The 15,069-nt window shown below is 72.2% G+C and carries 15 protein-coding genes and 1 tRNA gene; 10 read left to right on the top strand and 6 right to left on the bottom strand.

Annotated features, from left to right (window positions below):
- Positions 1-235: 235 nt before the first annotated feature.
- On the bottom strand, positions 236-616 hold the full coding sequence (locus SZN_RS29195) for a BlaI/MecI/CopY family transcriptional regulator (protein ID WP_007502076.1): 381 nt from the start codon (positions 614-616) through the stop codon (positions 236-238).
- Positions 617-723: 107 nt separating this feature from the next.
- Here SZN_RS29195 and SZN_RS43625 point away from each other — a divergent pair, with 107 nt between their 5' ends.
- Positions 724-1,155 (top strand): NsdA family TPR-like regulatory protein, encoded by a 432-nt coding sequence (locus SZN_RS43625; RefSeq protein WP_483027204.1) that lies wholly within the window; start codon positions 724-726, stop codon positions 1,153-1,155.
- A 280-nt stretch (positions 1,156-1,435) separates the two neighbouring features.
- Here SZN_RS43625 and SZN_RS29185 read toward each other — a convergent pair whose 3' ends face one another.
- Positions 1,436-1,750, bottom strand: coding sequence for a hypothetical protein (locus tag SZN_RS29185; protein ID WP_208865871.1), 315 nt, complete (start codon positions 1,748-1,750; stop codon positions 1,436-1,438).
- An 828-nt stretch (positions 1,751-2,578) separates the two neighbouring features.
- Between SZN_RS29185 and SZN_RS29180 the strand changes: the two genes are divergently transcribed.
- The 4 genes from SZN_RS29180 to SZN_RS29165 all read left to right on the top strand — a co-directional run bounded on the left by SZN_RS29180 (position 2,579) and on the right by SZN_RS29165 (position 5,856).
- Positions 2,579-3,094, top strand: a complete 516-nt coding sequence (locus SZN_RS29180; protein ID WP_007502072.1) for a hypothetical protein — start codon at positions 2,579-2,581, stop codon at positions 3,092-3,094.
- 82 nt (positions 3,095-3,176) lie between these two features.
- Positions 3,177-4,019: a DUF4097 family beta strand repeat-containing protein gene (locus tag SZN_RS29175; RefSeq protein ID WP_007502071.1), complete on the top strand. Its 843-nt coding sequence runs from the start codon at positions 3,177-3,179 to the stop codon at positions 4,017-4,019.
- Between the two features lie 71 nt (positions 4,020-4,090).
- Positions 4,091-5,068 carry a daunorubicin resistance protein DrrA family ABC transporter ATP-binding protein gene (locus tag SZN_RS29170; protein WP_007502070.1) on the top strand — a complete coding sequence of 326 codons (978 nt, stop codon included), beginning with the start codon at positions 4,091-4,093 and terminating at the stop codon, positions 5,066-5,068.
- Positions 5,065-5,856 (top strand): ABC transporter permease, encoded by a 792-nt coding sequence (locus SZN_RS29165; protein WP_007502067.1) that lies wholly within the window; start codon positions 5,065-5,067, stop codon positions 5,854-5,856. Before SZN_RS29170 ends, SZN_RS29165 begins: the two co-directional genes overlap by 4 nt.
- A gap of 367 nt (positions 5,857-6,223) precedes the next feature.
- Here SZN_RS29165 and SZN_RS29160 read toward each other — a convergent pair whose 3' ends face one another.
- Complete coding sequence (locus tag SZN_RS29160; protein ID WP_007502065.1) at positions 6,224-6,856, bottom strand: TetR/AcrR family transcriptional regulator; 633 nt, start codon at positions 6,854-6,856, stop codon at positions 6,224-6,226.
- Positions 6,857-6,905: 49 nt separating this feature from the next.
- Between SZN_RS29160 and SZN_RS29155 the strand changes: the two genes are divergently transcribed.
- Positions 6,906-7,670: an SDR family NAD(P)-dependent oxidoreductase gene (locus tag SZN_RS29155; protein ID WP_043733779.1), complete on the top strand. Its 765-nt coding sequence runs from the start codon at positions 6,906-6,908 to the stop codon at positions 7,668-7,670.
- A gap of 1,391 nt (positions 7,671-9,061) precedes the next feature.
- On the opposite strand, the gene SZN_RS41630 is transcribed toward SZN_RS29155, so the two are convergent.
- On the bottom strand, positions 9,062-9,223 hold the full coding sequence (locus tag SZN_RS41630; protein ID WP_007502060.1) for a hypothetical protein: 162 nt from the start codon (positions 9,221-9,223) through the stop codon (positions 9,062-9,064).
- 159 nt (positions 9,224-9,382) lie between these two features.
- A complete protein-coding gene (locus tag SZN_RS29140) occupies positions 9,383-10,945 on the bottom strand; it encodes an alpha/beta hydrolase (RefSeq protein WP_007502059.1) in 1,563 nt (520 codons plus the stop codon).
- A gap of 237 nt (positions 10,946-11,182) precedes the next feature.
- Here SZN_RS29140 and SZN_RS29135 point away from each other — a divergent pair, with 237 nt between their 5' ends.
- From SZN_RS29135 to SZN_RS29125, 3 genes are all read left to right on the top strand, one after another.
- Positions 11,183-12,376, top strand: a complete 1,194-nt coding sequence (locus SZN_RS29135; protein ID WP_007502058.1) for a sensor histidine kinase — start codon at positions 11,183-11,185, stop codon at positions 12,374-12,376.
- A gap of 1 nt (position 12,377) precedes the next feature.
- Positions 12,378-13,064 (top strand): response regulator transcription factor, encoded by a 687-nt coding sequence (locus SZN_RS29130; RefSeq protein WP_007502057.1) that lies wholly within the window; start codon positions 12,378-12,380, stop codon positions 13,062-13,064.
- A gap of 226 nt (positions 13,065-13,290) precedes the next feature.
- A complete protein-coding gene (locus SZN_RS29125) occupies positions 13,291-14,283 on the top strand; it encodes a tyrosine-type recombinase/integrase (RefSeq protein WP_007502056.1) in 993 nt (330 codons plus the stop codon).
- 100 nt (positions 14,284-14,383) lie between these two features.
- On the opposite strand, the gene SZN_RS29120 is transcribed toward SZN_RS29125, so the two are convergent.
- Positions 14,384-14,457, bottom strand: a tRNA-Pro gene (locus SZN_RS29120).
- A gap of 113 nt (positions 14,458-14,570) precedes the next feature.
- On the opposite strand from SZN_RS29120, the gene SZN_RS29115 reads away from it, so the two are divergent.
- Positions 14,571-15,069 (top strand): DUF309 domain-containing protein (locus SZN_RS29115; RefSeq protein WP_007502054.1); only part of this gene is annotated, 499 nt, incomplete at its 3' end.

Here is a 15,069-nt window from a genome sequence, read left to right as displayed (position 1 = left end):
CCGCGGGCGTCCCTCACGCGCGGCCGGGGCCGGGGTGCGCGGGCGGGCCGCGACACGCGGGGCACCGAGGGCAGCGCCGTCCGCGGTGCGGCGTGTCCGCGAGCGAACGCCGGAGCCGGCACCACGACCGCGGGCACGACGGGCACGGCGGCCGTGACGCAGGCGATCACCGCGGACGGCGGGCGGCGACGCGGTTCGGGGCGGCGGCGAGGAGGGCGGCGACGACCGGCACGCATCAGTTCCCGCCCGCCGGGCCGGGGCCGGCCGGGGGCTGGTTCAGCACGGCGCGCAGAGCGGCCGCCTCATCGTCGTTGAGCTGGCCGGCGAAGCGCATCAGGGCGCCCGGCCGGTCGGAGGACGCCTGCAGAGCCTGCCCCATGAGCTCCGCGGTGTAGTCGTCGGCGGTCCGGGCGGCCGAGTAGCGGTAGGCCCGCCCGTGGCGGACCCGGGTCAGCCAGCCCTTCTCCCGCAGACGCTCGGTGACGGTCATCACCGTGGTGTAGGCCAGCCTGCGCCGCTCCCCCAGAGCGTCCACGATCGCCTGGACGGCGACGGGCTCCGCACTGCGCCACACCACCCGCATGATCTCCGCTTCCAGCCCCCCGAAGACTCTCACGCCCGCTCCCTTCCCCCACCGCGCCGGTGTACCCCACCCGCGTCCACCGCCCGGCAGTTTACTTCGACACCGTGTAGTAGCTCTACTTCTACGTGACGTAGTAATACCTGCGGAGGAGGCGCGCGCCCACCGCCACGCACCTCCTCCGGCGAACGCCGCCCGGGGACCGCCGGGGCGCTCTGCGGTCGCCGGAACACGCGGAAGACGCTCTGGCGAAGGCGGGCCCGGACGAGCCCCGGCCGCCCTGGGTGGCCTTCTACGGGTCTGCGGAGCTGCTGGCCGTCACAGCCGTCGTTCGTGACGAGACCGGGGAAGCGACGGGCCCGGAGGCAGCGTCCCACCGCGCTCTGGCTGTCATTCCGCAGCGGTTCCGCCGGAACCGCGCTCTTGCCACCCTCCAGCTCGCCACTGCCCAGCTTCACCAGCGCAACGTGGACCAGGCTGCGGCACGGCGGACCGCGCCCCTCGGTGGCCCTACCGCGCGGGAGACGGGCCATCACATCGAACACCCGGGGATCGAGCAGGCCCTCAGGGGCTGAGCGCGCACGGCGGTGCCGTGCGCGCCCAGCGGGCAGGGCGGCCAGAGGTCGGCACGCGCTTGGGCCGGCTCCGCGTCCGCCGCCCCCGTCTCCCCGCATACCCGCGGGTGGACGAAAACCCGTTGGGCCAGCCCGCAGGGGCGCCGGGACCGCGTGCCCGTGGCCACGAGGAGCAGTCTCGCCCGCCTTGATCGGGCCTGTCCGCTCCCGTCGAACTCGATGGTGCCGAAATCCGGCAGCGCTTGGTCACTCCCCGTTCGTGTCGCTGCCACCGCAGGAGTCAGAGGTCTCGATAGTCGCGGTACTTTCCCTCACGCTCCACCTCCTGGTCGAACTCCCGCTCCAACTCCCGGTCCCGGTCGTCCTCACGGCCCCTGCCTCGGTTCCGCGGACCGAGGCCGAATTTGTCGCGCAGTTCCTCGACGAAACCCTTCGGCTTGCGGGGCCGCACGGCCTCAAGGAGGTCGATTGCGCCGATGACGACCAAGGCGATCCCTAACGGACGTCCCTGAAACCAGCCGAACTCAAGATCCGGGAAGAAAAGGGCGAGCACTCCGCCCGCCACGACTGTCACGAGACCGAGAATTCGCTTCATACCTGTGAGCCCCCCGGGTTATACCCGCGCACGATAAAGAAACGGTCAACTTGCCTCCACCGTATGCCACATGGCGGGCTCTGCACACGACCCGACGGCCGAACCGCGGAGACCGGGCCGGAAATCGACTGCCGGAACAGACCTATTATCGGGAAGGCATGAACCGGCGCAGCACGTCATGCGCCAAGCACGTACACGATCTTCCCGGTAGAGGGGAAATCACCTCGCCCACGCGAGCCGTACTGGCCAACGGCCGCATCCTGGAGCAGGTCCGCGGCTTCACCACCCATCTCGGCGTGCCCCTCGTGAACCGGATCGAGCACTCCGGCAACACGTCGTCCGCCTACATCCCCTGGCCTTCGCCGAGGAGCTGGACTCCGGCTCCCTGCCCGGCTCGGGCAGGCTCGGAGCCGTCGCCTACGGCGCCGGTGAGGCGTGGGGCGGGGTCGCGGTGGACCCGGACGGTACGCGTCACCCCTGTCGCACCCTGGACCGGTGCGATCGCGCTGCCCCGCGATCGCCCCGGTCCGTCGCCTCTCCGGCCCCTTCCACGACCGTGCCGGGTACGCCGCCTCTCCGGCCCCCTCCACGACCGTGCCGGGTACGCCCCGACCCGCGGCACAGCTCTGACATCACGAGGCACCACGGATGGCATCATGCGGCGCCACCCGGCGTGTACGCCCGCGCGGGAGCGCCCGCATCACTTGGTGGCGCCACAAAGGCGCCGCGCCCTTTCCGCACGGGGGAAGGGCACTGGTTCCGAAACCTGTCTCCCCGTAGCGCCATTCAGGCTTGCGGGCGGCGCCATCGTGGTGCCATGCTAGCGGCATGGACCTCAGCCCATATGTCGACAACCTCCGCCGCGAACTCGCGGTGGCCGCCGAAGCCGGAGGGGAGGAGGCTCGCAAGCTCGCCGAGCGTCTCACCGCCCCGCTGGAGTCGGCGACCCGCCTGACCCTGCTCAACGTCCTGTCCGCCGCGATGGACGAGATCACGCGTGAGCTCGCCCCCGGCTCGGTCGACGTACGGCTGCGCGGTCTTGAGCCCGACTTCGTCGTGACACCCCCGCCCGCCGACGACACCACCACCGAACCCGTCAAGGCCGCGGAGGCACCTGTCGCACCGATGCCGGCCGACAGCGAGGGCGGTGGCCCCGCCCGCATCAACCTGCGTCTGCCCGCCCATCTCAAGGCGCGCACCGAGGAGGCGGCGAACCGCGAGGGCCTCTCGGTCAACGCCTGGCTGGTCCGGGCGGTGGCCGCCGCAGTCGAGGGCGGCCCCCCGACGCGCGCGACCGAGAAGACCCGCACGGTGGGACAGAGCCTGACGGGCTGGGTGCGCTAGCCCCGCCCGCGTCCGCACCGCACCACCCACACCACGTCCCACCAGCCGGGGCGGCCCGACGACCCACGAGGACAGTACCGCCATGCCTTCTTTCGACACGCCCGATCCCATCTCGGTCACGGCCCACGTCTACTCCGGATCCATCAGGTTCACCGCCGGCGATCGCACCGACACCGTCGTCGCGGTGGAGCCCCGCGACCCCGAGCGCGACCAGGACGCGCGGGTGGTGGAGCAGACCGAGGTCTCCTGCGCGAACGGCACTGTGAGCATCAGGACTCCCAAGGCCAACCTCGTCGGGCGCTCCGGCACCGTCGACGTGACGGTGGAACTGCCCACGGGCTCGCACATCGAAGTCTCCGGCGCCAGTGCCCAGGTACTCGGCGAGGGCCGGCTGGGCGAGGTCCGCCTCAAGACCTCGGCCGGCGACGTCCGGCTCGACACGACCGGACCGCTCCAACTGTCCGTCGCGCACGGCTCCATCACCGTGGACCGGGTCGAGGGCATGGCCGAGATCAACACCAACTCCGGCCACCTGCGCATCGGGGTCGTGGACGGGCCCGCCGTACTGAAGAACTCCCACGGCAGCACCACCGTCGACGCCGTGACCGGCGAACTGCGCGTGAACGGCGTCAACGGCGGCGTCGACGTCGCGCGTGTCGAGTCGTCAGTCACCGGCACCACCACCAACGGCCACCTCCGCGTGAACGATGTCGCGCGCGGCACCGTTCATCTGGAGACCTCCAACGGTCAGATCGAGGTCGGCATCCGTGAGGGCAGCGCCGCCTGGCTCGACGTCAGCTCCAAGCGCGGGCAGGTGCGCAACACGCTGTCCTCCTCCGACGCGCCGGAGGAGACCGATGAGACCGTCCGGGTCCACGCACGGTCCAACTGGGGCAACATCGACATCCGCCGCGCCCGGACCTGAGCACCACCCGCCCCGGCTCATCCCCCGTCACGAAAGCCTCCGAAAGGGAGTGTTCCATGCCTCCATCTGTCATGCCCACGTCCAAGAAGGGTGAGGGTGTGCCGCCCCCGGCCGCGATCTCGGCCGTCGGGCTGCGCAAGTCCTTCGGCGACAAGACCGTCCTCGACGGCATCGACCTGCGCATCCCGACCGGGTCCGTGTTCGCCCTGCTCGGGCCGAACGGCGCGGGCAAGACCACCGTCGTCAAGATCCTCTCCACGCTCATCACCGCCGACGCGGGTGAGCTGCGCGTCGGCGGGCACGACGTCGCCGCCGAGCCGCAAGCCGTGCGCGCCGCGATCGGCGTCACCGGGCAGTTCTCCGCCGTCGACGGCCTGATCACCGGGGAGGAGAACATGCTCCTCATGGCCGACCTGCAGCATCTGCCCCGGCAGGAGGGCCGGCGCGTCGCCGCGGAACTGCTGGAGCGCTTCGACCTCACCGACGCGGCGAAGAAGCCCGCCTCGTCCTACTCCGGCGGTATGAAGCGCCGTCTGGACCTGGCGATGACGCTGGTGGGCGACCCGCGGATCATCTTCCTCGACGAACCCACCACCGGGCTCGACCCACGCTCCCGGCACAACATGTGGCAGATCATCCGCGAGCTGCTCGCCGACGGCGTCACCGTCTTCCTCACCACCCAGTACCTGGAGGAGGCGGACGAACTCGCCGACCGCATCGCCGTGCTGCACGACGGCAAGATCGCCGCCGAGGGAAGCTCCGAGGAGCTCAAGCGGATCGTCCCCGGTGGGCACGTCCGGCTCCGCTTCACCGACCCGGCGGCCTACCGGACCGCCGTCGCCACGCTGCACGAGGCCGACCGCGACGACGACGCGCTGGCCCTGCGCGTCCCCAGCGACGGCACCCAGCGCGAACTGCGCTCCCTTCTCGACCGGCTGGACTCGGCCGGTATCGAGACGGACGAGCTGTCCGTGCACACCCCCGACCTCGACGACGTCTTCTTCGCCCTGACCGGCGGCACCGACAAGCACAAGGAGACTGCCCGATGAGCGCCCTGTCCCTCGTGGTCCGCGACTCGAACACGATGTTGCGCCGCAATCTGCTGCACGCCCGGCGCTATCCGTCCCTGACGCTGAACCTGCTGCTCACGCCCGTCATGATGCTGATGCTCTTCGTCTACATCTTCGGCGACGTGATGAGCGCGGGCATCGGTGGCGGCGGCGCCGACCGCTCCGAGTACATCGCCTACATCGTTCCCGGCATACTGCTGATGACCATCGGCAGCACCGTCATCGGGGCCGCGGTGTCCGTCTCCACCGACATGTCCGAGGGCATCATCGCCCGCTTCCGCACCATGGCGATCCACCGAGGATCGGTGCTCATCGGGCACGTGATCGGCAGCGTGTTGCAGGTGCTCGTCAGTCTGGTCCTCGTCGGGGCCGTCGCCGCGGCCATCGGCTTCCGGTCCACCGACGCGACGGTGCTGGAGTGGCTGGCCGCGTTCGGACTGCTCGCGCTGTTCGCCCTGGCACTCACCTGGATCGCGGTCGGCATGGGGCTGGCCAGTCCGAACGCCGAGGCGGCCAGCAACACGGCCATGCCGTTGATCCTGCTGCCGCTCATCTCGAGCGCCTTCATCCCGGCCGACACCATGCCGGGCTGGTTCCAGCCGATCGCCGAGTACCAGCCCTTCACCCCCGCCATCGAGACCCTGCGCGGACTGCTCCTCGGAACCGAGATCGGTCACAACGGGTGGCTTGCCATCGCCTGGTGCGTCGGTCTGTCCGTCCTCGGCTACTTCTGGTCGAAGTCGCTCTTCGAGCGCGACCCCAAGTAGCGCTGCACCCGCCATCGAGCAGGGGCCGTCCCCCGGTGGCGTGCCGAGACCGTCCCGGCGCGCGCCCGTTCGTCGACGGTCGCGGCACGATTCCCACGCGGGTGCCACCCGGCGGGCGTCAGCCGCACCCCGGCGGGGTCCCCGGGGGGCCGCACCGGCCCGGCCGGCCGGGTCCTCGCGGGCCTCGACGGCCAGACGTGTCGCGCGTGCACGCAGCTCATCGGGGTACGTGCGGGGAGCAGCCGTGACCGCCACCCTTCCGGGTCTTCGATGTCTCCATCAAAACCGGGGCGGTGCACTTCGGGAGGCACTGACACCGCGCTGTGTTGGATGGCCAAAGGAGGTGACAGCGCCTGATCCGGGCGCTTCAGTCCTTCCGGTGGGTGGCGACGGCGTCATCACCGAAGGAGGCGGCGAGTGCCCGTGCGATCAGGTCGGGCAGTCCGGTACGTCCGTCGTCTTCGACCCAGCGCGTCAGCGCCGTGTGCATCGCGGCCAGGCAGGCGCTGGTAGCGGCTTGGGCGCGGAACGCGGCGTCGGGATCGGTCGCGTCCTTCCCGAGGGCTTCGACGATGGCCTGTTGTAGCGCGTACTGGCTGTCCAGATGCCGGGCCCTCAGCGCAGGCGTTGAGACCATGAGCCGGAGGCAGTCCAGGAGAAACCGTTCGTTCGCCGCCTGTTCGTCCCCGTTGCCGCCGGTCGAGGCGGTGGCCGCGTCGATGAGGGCGCTGCCGATGCGGCGCACCAGGGGTTGCGTTGCGGACGACGCGGCAACGTGCTCGGCGATGAGCTGGGCGGGCTGGTCAATGAGGACGAGGTCCTCCTTGGTGGGAAAGTGTCGGTACACGGTCATTGACGAGACGCCGGCAGCCCCGGCCACGTCGGCCACCGTCACCGCGTCGTAGCCGTGTTCGCTGAACAGCCGCACCGCGTGCGCCTGGACCAGGCGCCGCGTCTCGGAGCGCCGTCGTTCCCGCAGGTTTGGTTGCCGCTCACTCATGTGTTAGACACTACCATCATGTTAGCGACTAACGAGATGGGGTGAAGGCGTGGGTGATCTGATGGGCAGAACGGCTCTGGTGACGGGTGCTTCGCGCGGCATCGGGCAGGCAATCGCGGCTCGGCTGGCGGCCGAAGGAGCCACGGTCGTCGTGCACTTCGGCACGGACGAGAGCGGGGCCGCGACGGTGCTCGACGCGATGGAACGCGCCGGTGGGACCGGCTTTGCCGTCCGAGCCGAACTGGGCGTGGACGGCGACATCGAGACACTCTTCGCCGGCGTGGAGGCCGGCTTGGACGGTCGGCCACTCGACATCGTCGTCAACAACGCAGCGGCCGCACCGGCCGGCGCACTCGGCGTGACCACCCGGGCGGAGTTCGACCACTTGTTCGCGGTAAACGTGCGAGCACCGTACTTCATCATCGAGCGGACGCTGCCTCTGTTGCGCGAGGGCGCCAGGATCATCTCGATCTCGTCAGTGGCAACCCGGATGGCCAACTCGGCTCAGACATCCTTCGCCATGACGAAGGGCGCGATCGAGACGATGACCAAAACCCTCGCCAGCCAACTCGGCCCTCGGGGGATAACGGTGAACGCGGTCGCTCCCGGGGCCACCAGGACGGCGACCAACGCAGCCGTCTTCGACGTGCCGGGCCTCACCGAGCAGATAACCGGCATGACAGCACTCAACCGGCTGGGCGCGCCCGACGACGTGGCCGACGTGGTCGCCTTCCTCGCTTCCGACGCCGCCCGCTGGGTCACTGGTCAGATCATCGACGCGAGCGGTGGCCTGTTCCTCGGTCCACGCGTCTGACCGACGAGGGCTGAGCGAAGGCGGCGCAGGCACAGTTCCACCTGGCCTTCCGGCTCCGTGGCATCCGGCCACTGAGCCCGCGCGGAACTCCTTCAGCGGGCTGACTCCGTCGGGGCCCGCGCTACCTGAAGACGTAATCCGTTCGAATTTCTCCGGCGCCTCGAGTGCCGCCCGATCTCGTGTACAGGTCCTGTCGGTTCTCGTGAACAAAGCCAGGGTGCCCGGACACGGTGGTCTCCGCGTGGGCCGGTCCCTCGGACCTGTTGGTTCACGAAGCGGGTCTGCGTGCACCCCGACCCGCAGTCCCTGAAGGTGGGTTCGGAGAAGCCGGCCGAACTGCTCGACTGGCCTTGATCAACAGTGCTTGTGAGAAATTGTGAGACGACGGCCCCTGGAAACGACCGAGGGCCTTGTTCGCCCGAAGTGAAACAAGGCCCTGACCTGGACTCGAAGCCCTCTTGCACCGTCGGGACGACAGGATTTGAACCTGCGACCCCTTGACCCCCAGGAGTGAGGGCCACAGGAACTACCTGCACATATCGGGCAGAACTAGGGCGGAGGGCGTGCACCCGTACGCGTGCTGTTCAGGGTCGCGAGCACCGTGTGGTCCCCAACTGGTCCCCACGACGGTGGGGGCGACCAACGCCGTTTTCTGCTCGGAGACGCATCGCGCTCGGTCAAGCAGGCGGCTCAAAAAGCATCTTTCCTCAAGGGTTCTGCAGCGGTTCCAGGCACTGCCCCATAGGGACGTCCGTCGACGCCGCCCTCGATGGTTGGTACGGCTACTCCGGACCGAGGCGTTTCCAGGGGCCCACCGGGTGGGTTCTTGAGGGGACTTCTGCAGAGGTGACCATACAGCTGCTAACCGAACCAGCGGCGGCCCCTGGTCTCCTCCTGGTTCACAGGCACGAGCAGGAGCCCCATCTCCACCGACGTCAACCAACCCGTTCTCAACCACGCGGCCCCCGTCCAAGATCCCGGATCAAGCTCCTTCGCGGTGCCTGACAGTAGGGCCCGAGGGCTGTCGTCGATCAGGTGGTCGACTTGCTGGGAACGTACGCCCTCCTCCTGGATCTTCTTCACGATCGTGCTGAGGTGCAGATCCGTTCACCGGCCACTGGCCCCCAAGGTTGGTCCCCAAGTCAACCTCGCTGCGCCTCGGCCCAGTGGGAGGAGAGAAGTCTGTGTCATCGCCGACGGGGCATCCTCAACGCACGTCCAAGAACCGCCGCCGGGTCAAGAGGCGGGTTCGCCGGAGCCGGACACGGCGTGAGAACTCGCGACTCGCCGCCTGAGCTCGCGGATGGTGTCCTGCCATTGCCAGGAATCACTGCCGCACCACTCTGCGTCCTCGGCCGACTGCCAGGCCGCCAGTTCGTCCAGGCCAGCGATCACCGTGGAGATCTCGGTGTCGGGAACTCCGCTCCCGCGATCGAGTCGCCTTTTGACGTCGTGCAGTTGATGAGCCGCGCCGGGGTGTGGTTGTCCCTCGGCTGCGCGGCCTTCTTCGGCCGGGCGGCGCGCTGGTCGCGCTGGTCGGCGGGCTTGCTCATGGTTGCTCCTTCGTCGTGCCGGGCGGGGGTCGCGCGGGCGGGCCGTCCGCTCGGCGGCTCCCCCGTCACCGCCGAACGGACGCTCCAGGACCGCTCACCCTGCTGGACGGCCCCCGGGCCGGTCCACCTGCCCCCGGGGGCGTCGTGGGCGGGTGGGGGTCAGGTGGCGGGCCGGGTCGGGCAGGCGAGGTCTCGGGCGGGGCGGCGGCCGGTGGTCAGGTAGGCGGTCACCGCGTCGTCGGCGCAGCGGTTGCCGCCGGTCACGTACACGCCGTGGCCGCCCTGGTCGGCGGTGACCATGACGGCCCGCGCGCCGAAGGCCTGCCGCAGCGAGCGGGCTCCGGCGAGCGGGGTGCCCGGATCGCGCTCGTTCTGCACCATGAGGATGTTGGACGGGCCGCGGTCGCCGACCCGCACCGGCTCCCTGACCCAGGAACGCGGCCAGTACGCGCAGGGGCCGACGCCGGCCGTGGAGGCGCCCATCAGCGGGTACCGCAGGCGGTCGACGGCCACCCGGCGCTGGTACTCCCCGATGGACCGGGGCCACGCGGCGTCACCGCAGATCACTGCGAACCGGGCGGACATGAACTGCTCCCGGCCCGGGAAGGGCGGCTGCGGCGGCACCGGCCGGCCGGTGTCCAGCGCCTGCCACAGCCGGGCCAGCTCCGGCATGTTCGCGTCGAGGTAGAGCCGGTCGAAGGTGACGCCCCGCAGGGCCGTCCCGTCGAACCCCTGGGCCGGCTTCCGGTCCAGCCGCCGGGCCAGCTCCAGGAACGTCGCGCGCACCTGCCGGGGCGTCGCCCCCAGGCCGTACTGCGGCCGGGCGGCCGCGTACCGGGCGAAGTCCGGGAACCGGTCCTCCATCCCGCGGCCGAACATCCGCATCGCCCGGTCGTCGTAGCCGCCGGGACCCAGGTTGCTGTCGAGCACGATCCGGTCCCCGCGCCCGGGGAACATCGAGGCGTACACCGCGCCGAGCTGCGTCCCGTAGGACGCGCCAAGGAACGACACCCGCCGCTCACCGAGCGCCGCCCGGAGGCGGTCCATGTCGCGGGCGGTGTCGGCGGTGCCGATGTACGGCATCAGGGGCGCGGACGGGGAGGCGGCGCACCGCTCGGCGATCTGCCGGGCCCGGCCCGCCTCGCGGACCACGTCGCCCGGGGTGTACGCGTAGGCCGGGAAGTTGCCGCGGCTCTGCTGCTCCTGCGTCAGGCCGCAGCTCACCGGGGCGCTGCGGCCGACGCCGCGCGGGTCGAAGCCGATGACGTCGTAGGCGTCGCGCACCTTCTGCGGCAGGCCGGAGGCGGCCAGCACGGACGGGTAGCCGAGGCCGGAGACGCCGGGCCCGCCCGGGTTGGTCAGCAGCACGCCCCGGCGCCGTTCGGGCTTGTCGCTCGCCAGCCGGGAGACGGCGATCCCGATCCGCCGGCCGCCGGGATCGGCGTAGTCCAGCGGCACGTCGAGGGTGGCGCACTCCAGCGGCGGCAGCTTGCCGGGCGTCCCGGCCCTGGCCGAGCCGGCCGGCCCCTGCGCGCACGGCTTCCACCGCAGGGGCCCCGGCGTCTGCGCCGCCGAGGCTCCCGGCAGCGCGGTCAGCGTGGCCGCGGCGGCGGCCAGGGCGACGGCGACGGCGGTGACTCCGCGCGTCCGCACCGTGGGCGTCCGCGCCCTGTGCGTCCGTGTCGCGTGCGTACGGGCCGTGCGCGTGTGCGTCCAGCGCATCCGTGTCCTCCTGGGGCGAGGGGCGTCGATCCGGTTACCCGGCGACCCTGTCCCGCCGGCCCCGCCGCGCGCATCGGCCGCCGGGCCCGGACCGCCCCGACCCGGGTCGGGGCGGCGGTACGACCCGGGTCGGGGCGGCGGTACGACCCGGGTCGGGGCGGCGGTACGACCGGGGGCCGGGCGGCGGTACGACCCGGGCGGGCTGTGCGGGCCGCGCGCGCTCGGGACAATGGCTCCATGGCCACGACGATTCCGCAGGCCCCGCCCCCCACCGGGCCCCGGCACCCCGCCTGGCGCCTGCTGGCCGCCGCGGCGCTGGGCGTCCCGTTCTGGTTCCTCGCCGCGATCCAACTGCCCTACGGCTACGTGTCGGACGGCGGGTACTGGTTCGTCACCGGCGACCCGCTGGTGGCGCTCGGCTGCCTGGGCCTGCTCGCCTGGCGGCGGCGCCGGCCCCTGCCCGTCGCCCTGGTGGTCGCCGCCGCCTCCGCGGTGTCGGTCCTGGCCGCCGGCGCGGTCTTCCTGGCCCTCGTCTCGGTGGCCGCCCACCGCCGCCCGGTGTGGACCGGCTCCGTCGTGGCGGTCTACCTGGTGGCCGCCCAGGGCTCGATGACGCTCTACCCGCTGCGCGACGGACCCCCCTCGCCCTGGCTGGCGCTGCCGGTCTGCGCGCTGAGCGCGGGCGCCGCCGTCGCCGTCGGGCTGGCGGTCGCCGCGCGCCGCGCCGAGGTCGTGTCGCTGCGGGAGCGGGCGCTGAGCGCGGAGCGCGAGCAGAGCACGCGGGCGGCCCACGCGCGCGCCGAGGAGCGCACCCGGATCGCCCGCGAGATGCACGACGTGCTCGCCCACCGGATCTCCCGGGTGGCGCTCCAAGCCGGGGTGCTGGACCACCGCGGCGACCTCACCGCCGAGGAGAACAGCCTCCTGGTCCGCTCCATCCGGGACGGCTCGCACCAGGCCCTGGAGGAGCTGCGCGACGTGCTCGGGGTCCTGCGCTCCGACCCCGGCCGCCCCGACCTCCCGAAGCCCTCGCTGGCGTCGGTGCCGGACCTGGTGGCCGAGGCCCGCGCCACCGGACTGGACGCCGACCTCACCAGCACCGTCGCCGGGGACCCGCCCGACCCGCTCGGCCGCACCTGCTACCGGGTCGTCCAGGAGGGCCTGTCCAACGCCGCCAAGCACGCCCCCGGCTCCCGCGTCCGTGTCACCGTCGATGGAGCGCCGGGCGACGGGCTGCGCGTCACGGTCCGCAACTCCGCCGCCCCCGCGGCCCGGACCGCCGCGCTGCCCCGCTCCGGCTACGGCCTGCTCGGCCTCACCGAACGCGTCACCCTCGCGGGCGGCGAACTCCGCCACCACCCGGCCTCCGACGGCGGCCACCTGCTCACCGCCCGGCTACCCTGGCCGGACCCCGGGGGGAAGAGGACATGAGGTGGACAGCCACGAGGAGCGGGCCGCCCCGCTGCGCGTCCTGGTCGTGGACGACGACCGGCTGGTCCGGCTGGCCCTGCGCCTGGTCATCGACGGCGAACCGGACCTGGCGGTCGTCGCGGAGGCGGCCGACGGGGAGGCCGCCCTCGCCGAGGCGGCGCGGCACCGTCCGGACGTGGTCCTGATGGACGTGCGGATGCCGGGCCGGGACGGCCTCGCCGCCACCCGGGAACTCCTCGCCCGCCCGGCCCCGCCCGCCGTCCTCATGCTGACCACCTTCGACGCCGACGAGCTGGTCCTCGGCGCCCTGCGCGCGGGCGCCCTCGGCTTCGTCCTCAAGGACACCGCGCCGGCCCGGATCGTCGACGCGGTCCGCGCCGTGGCGGCGGGCGAACCCGTCCTCTCCCCCTCGGTCGCCGCCCGGGTGATCGCGGCGGCCACCGGCCCGCACTCCGCCCACGCCCGGGCCGACGCCCGCGAGGCCGCCCGCCGCCGGCTCGCTGCCCTGACCGACCGCGAACGCGACACCGCCCACGCCATCGCGGAGGGCCTCGCCAACCCCGAGATCGCCGCCCGGCTGCACATCTCCGTCGCCACCGTCAAGGCGCACACCTCCGCCCTCTTCGCCAAGCTGTCCGTCACCAACCGCGTCCAACTCGCCCTCCTGGTCCGCGACGCGCGGGACTGACCCGCGCCTGCGGCGCACCGGCGGGTACAGTGGCCGGTCCGCCCGCGCCGCCCCGGCCGCCGCCGCGCCAGCCGCGCCGGGACCGCCCCCGCGGCCCGACGACGACGCTCCCGCACCTCACCGCGAAGCGCCGTCAGAGGGAAAGGCGGACGAGGACGAAGCGCAGGAGTGGCTCCAGGACATCATCGAGGCCGCGCAAGCCGGACTGTCCCCGTCGCTCGCCACCATGAAGCTCGCCGAATACGGCGACGCGAACATGGATCTCGCCCTGCGCGGGCTGGAGTTGAAAACCCTCGACCCGTATCTCGCGGGATGGCGAACGCGCGTGGTCCCCGCACTGGGCCACCTCGCCGTACGGGTGATCACCAACGGCGTCGTGGACCGCGCGGTGCAGAACTGGATCGTCGACGAGCACAGCCGCTCAACGGTCAAGAACACCATCGCCGTTCTGGTCCGCGTCATGGAGCAGGCGGTCCGCGACGGCATCATCAAAGTCAACCCCGCCCGGGTCAGCGGCTGGCAGAAGCTCTACAAGCAGGCCGAGGACGAACTCCGCGACCCGCGCGCCCTCGCCCTGCCCGACTGGCACACCCTTGTCAAGCTGTCCGATGCACTCGTGGCCGCCTCCTACAACCAATACCGAGGGTGGGGCGACGTCGTCCTTTTCGCCGCGAGCACCGCAGCCCGGATCGGAGAAGTCTCCGGCTGCCGCGTCGGGGACATCGACACGAACCAGTGGATCTGGACGGTGCGGCGCCAGACCACACCCGCGCCCGGAGGACTCACCGACAAGGGCACCAAGGGCAAGAGCGCCCGGAAGGTTCCCATCATCGAGGAGATCCGCCCGCTCGTCGCCCAGCGCATCCTTTCCGCCGGCCCGGCCCCCGACGCACGTCTGTTCACCGGCCCACGTGGAGGACGCATCTCCACCGCGGTCCTGCGCGACGCGACCCACTGGGACGAGGTGGTCACCCGGCTCGGCTACGAACACCTGCGCCGCCACGACCTCCGCCACACCGGACTCACCTGGCTCGCCGACGCCGGAGTCCCCCTCCACATCCTGCGCAGAATCGCCGGCCACGGATCGCTGACCACCACTCAGCGCTACCTACACCCCGACGTCCACAAGATCACGGCCGCTGGGTCGGCACTCTCCGCGCACCTCAGCGTGCTGCGTGCTCCGCGCACGCTGCCCGCAACGACCGTCCTCACTCGCTGACACCGGTCAAGGAACGCTGGTCCCCACCTGGTCCCCAGAAATGTTCAAGGGCCGGTTTCGGATGCTTCCGAAACCGGCCCTGACCTGCGACTGTCTCCAGTCGGGACGACAGGATTTGAACCTGCGACCCCTTGACCCCCAGTCAAGTGCGCTACCAAGCTGCGCCACGTCCCGGTGCGTGTGGTGCGGTGTACCGCGTGATCACGCACGGAGCACTTTACCCCACGTCGGCCGGAGGACCGAAAGGGGTGTCCGCCCGCTCCCGGCGGGCGGGGGACAATCGGGGTATGGGCAGCACACCGCCGGAACGGCAGGGCGCGGCACGGGACCGCGACAGTGAGGGCCGGGCGCGCAGCGCGCGCCCGCGGGACGGGCTGGGGCGCCCTCTGGCGTACGGCGCCGAGGGCGTCGAGCGGCAGCCCGAAGGGGTCGTCCGCACACCGGAGCGCAGCGTCGCCGAGGCGCAGGAACTGCTGGACGCGGGGAAGCCGTTCCACGCCCACGAGGTCTTCGAGGACGCCTGGAAGTCGGGGCCGCCGCGGGAGCGGGGTCTGTGGCGCGGGCTGGCCCAGCTCGCGGTGGGGCTCACGCACGCGGCCCGGGGGAACGCGACGGGCGGCGCGCGGCTGCTGCGCCGGGGGGCCGGGGCCGTCGAGGAGTGGGCGGCGGACAGCGGGGAGCACCGGCCCCACGGGCTGGACCCGGCGGGGCTGGCCGCGTGGGCGCGGGAGCTGGCGGAGGCCGTCCAGCGGGGCGGGGCCGCCGTGGACGCGCGGGCGCGGGCGC

Origin of the sequence: Streptomyces zinciresistens K42 (genome assembly GCF_000225525.1) — a bacterium.
In the GTDB taxonomy this organism is placed as follows: domain Bacteria; phylum Actinomycetota; class Actinomycetes; order Streptomycetales; family Streptomycetaceae; genus Streptomyces; species Streptomyces zinciresistens.
Note: the sequence above shows the minus strand (reverse complement) of the source record. Positions and strands in the feature narration are given on the sequence as shown.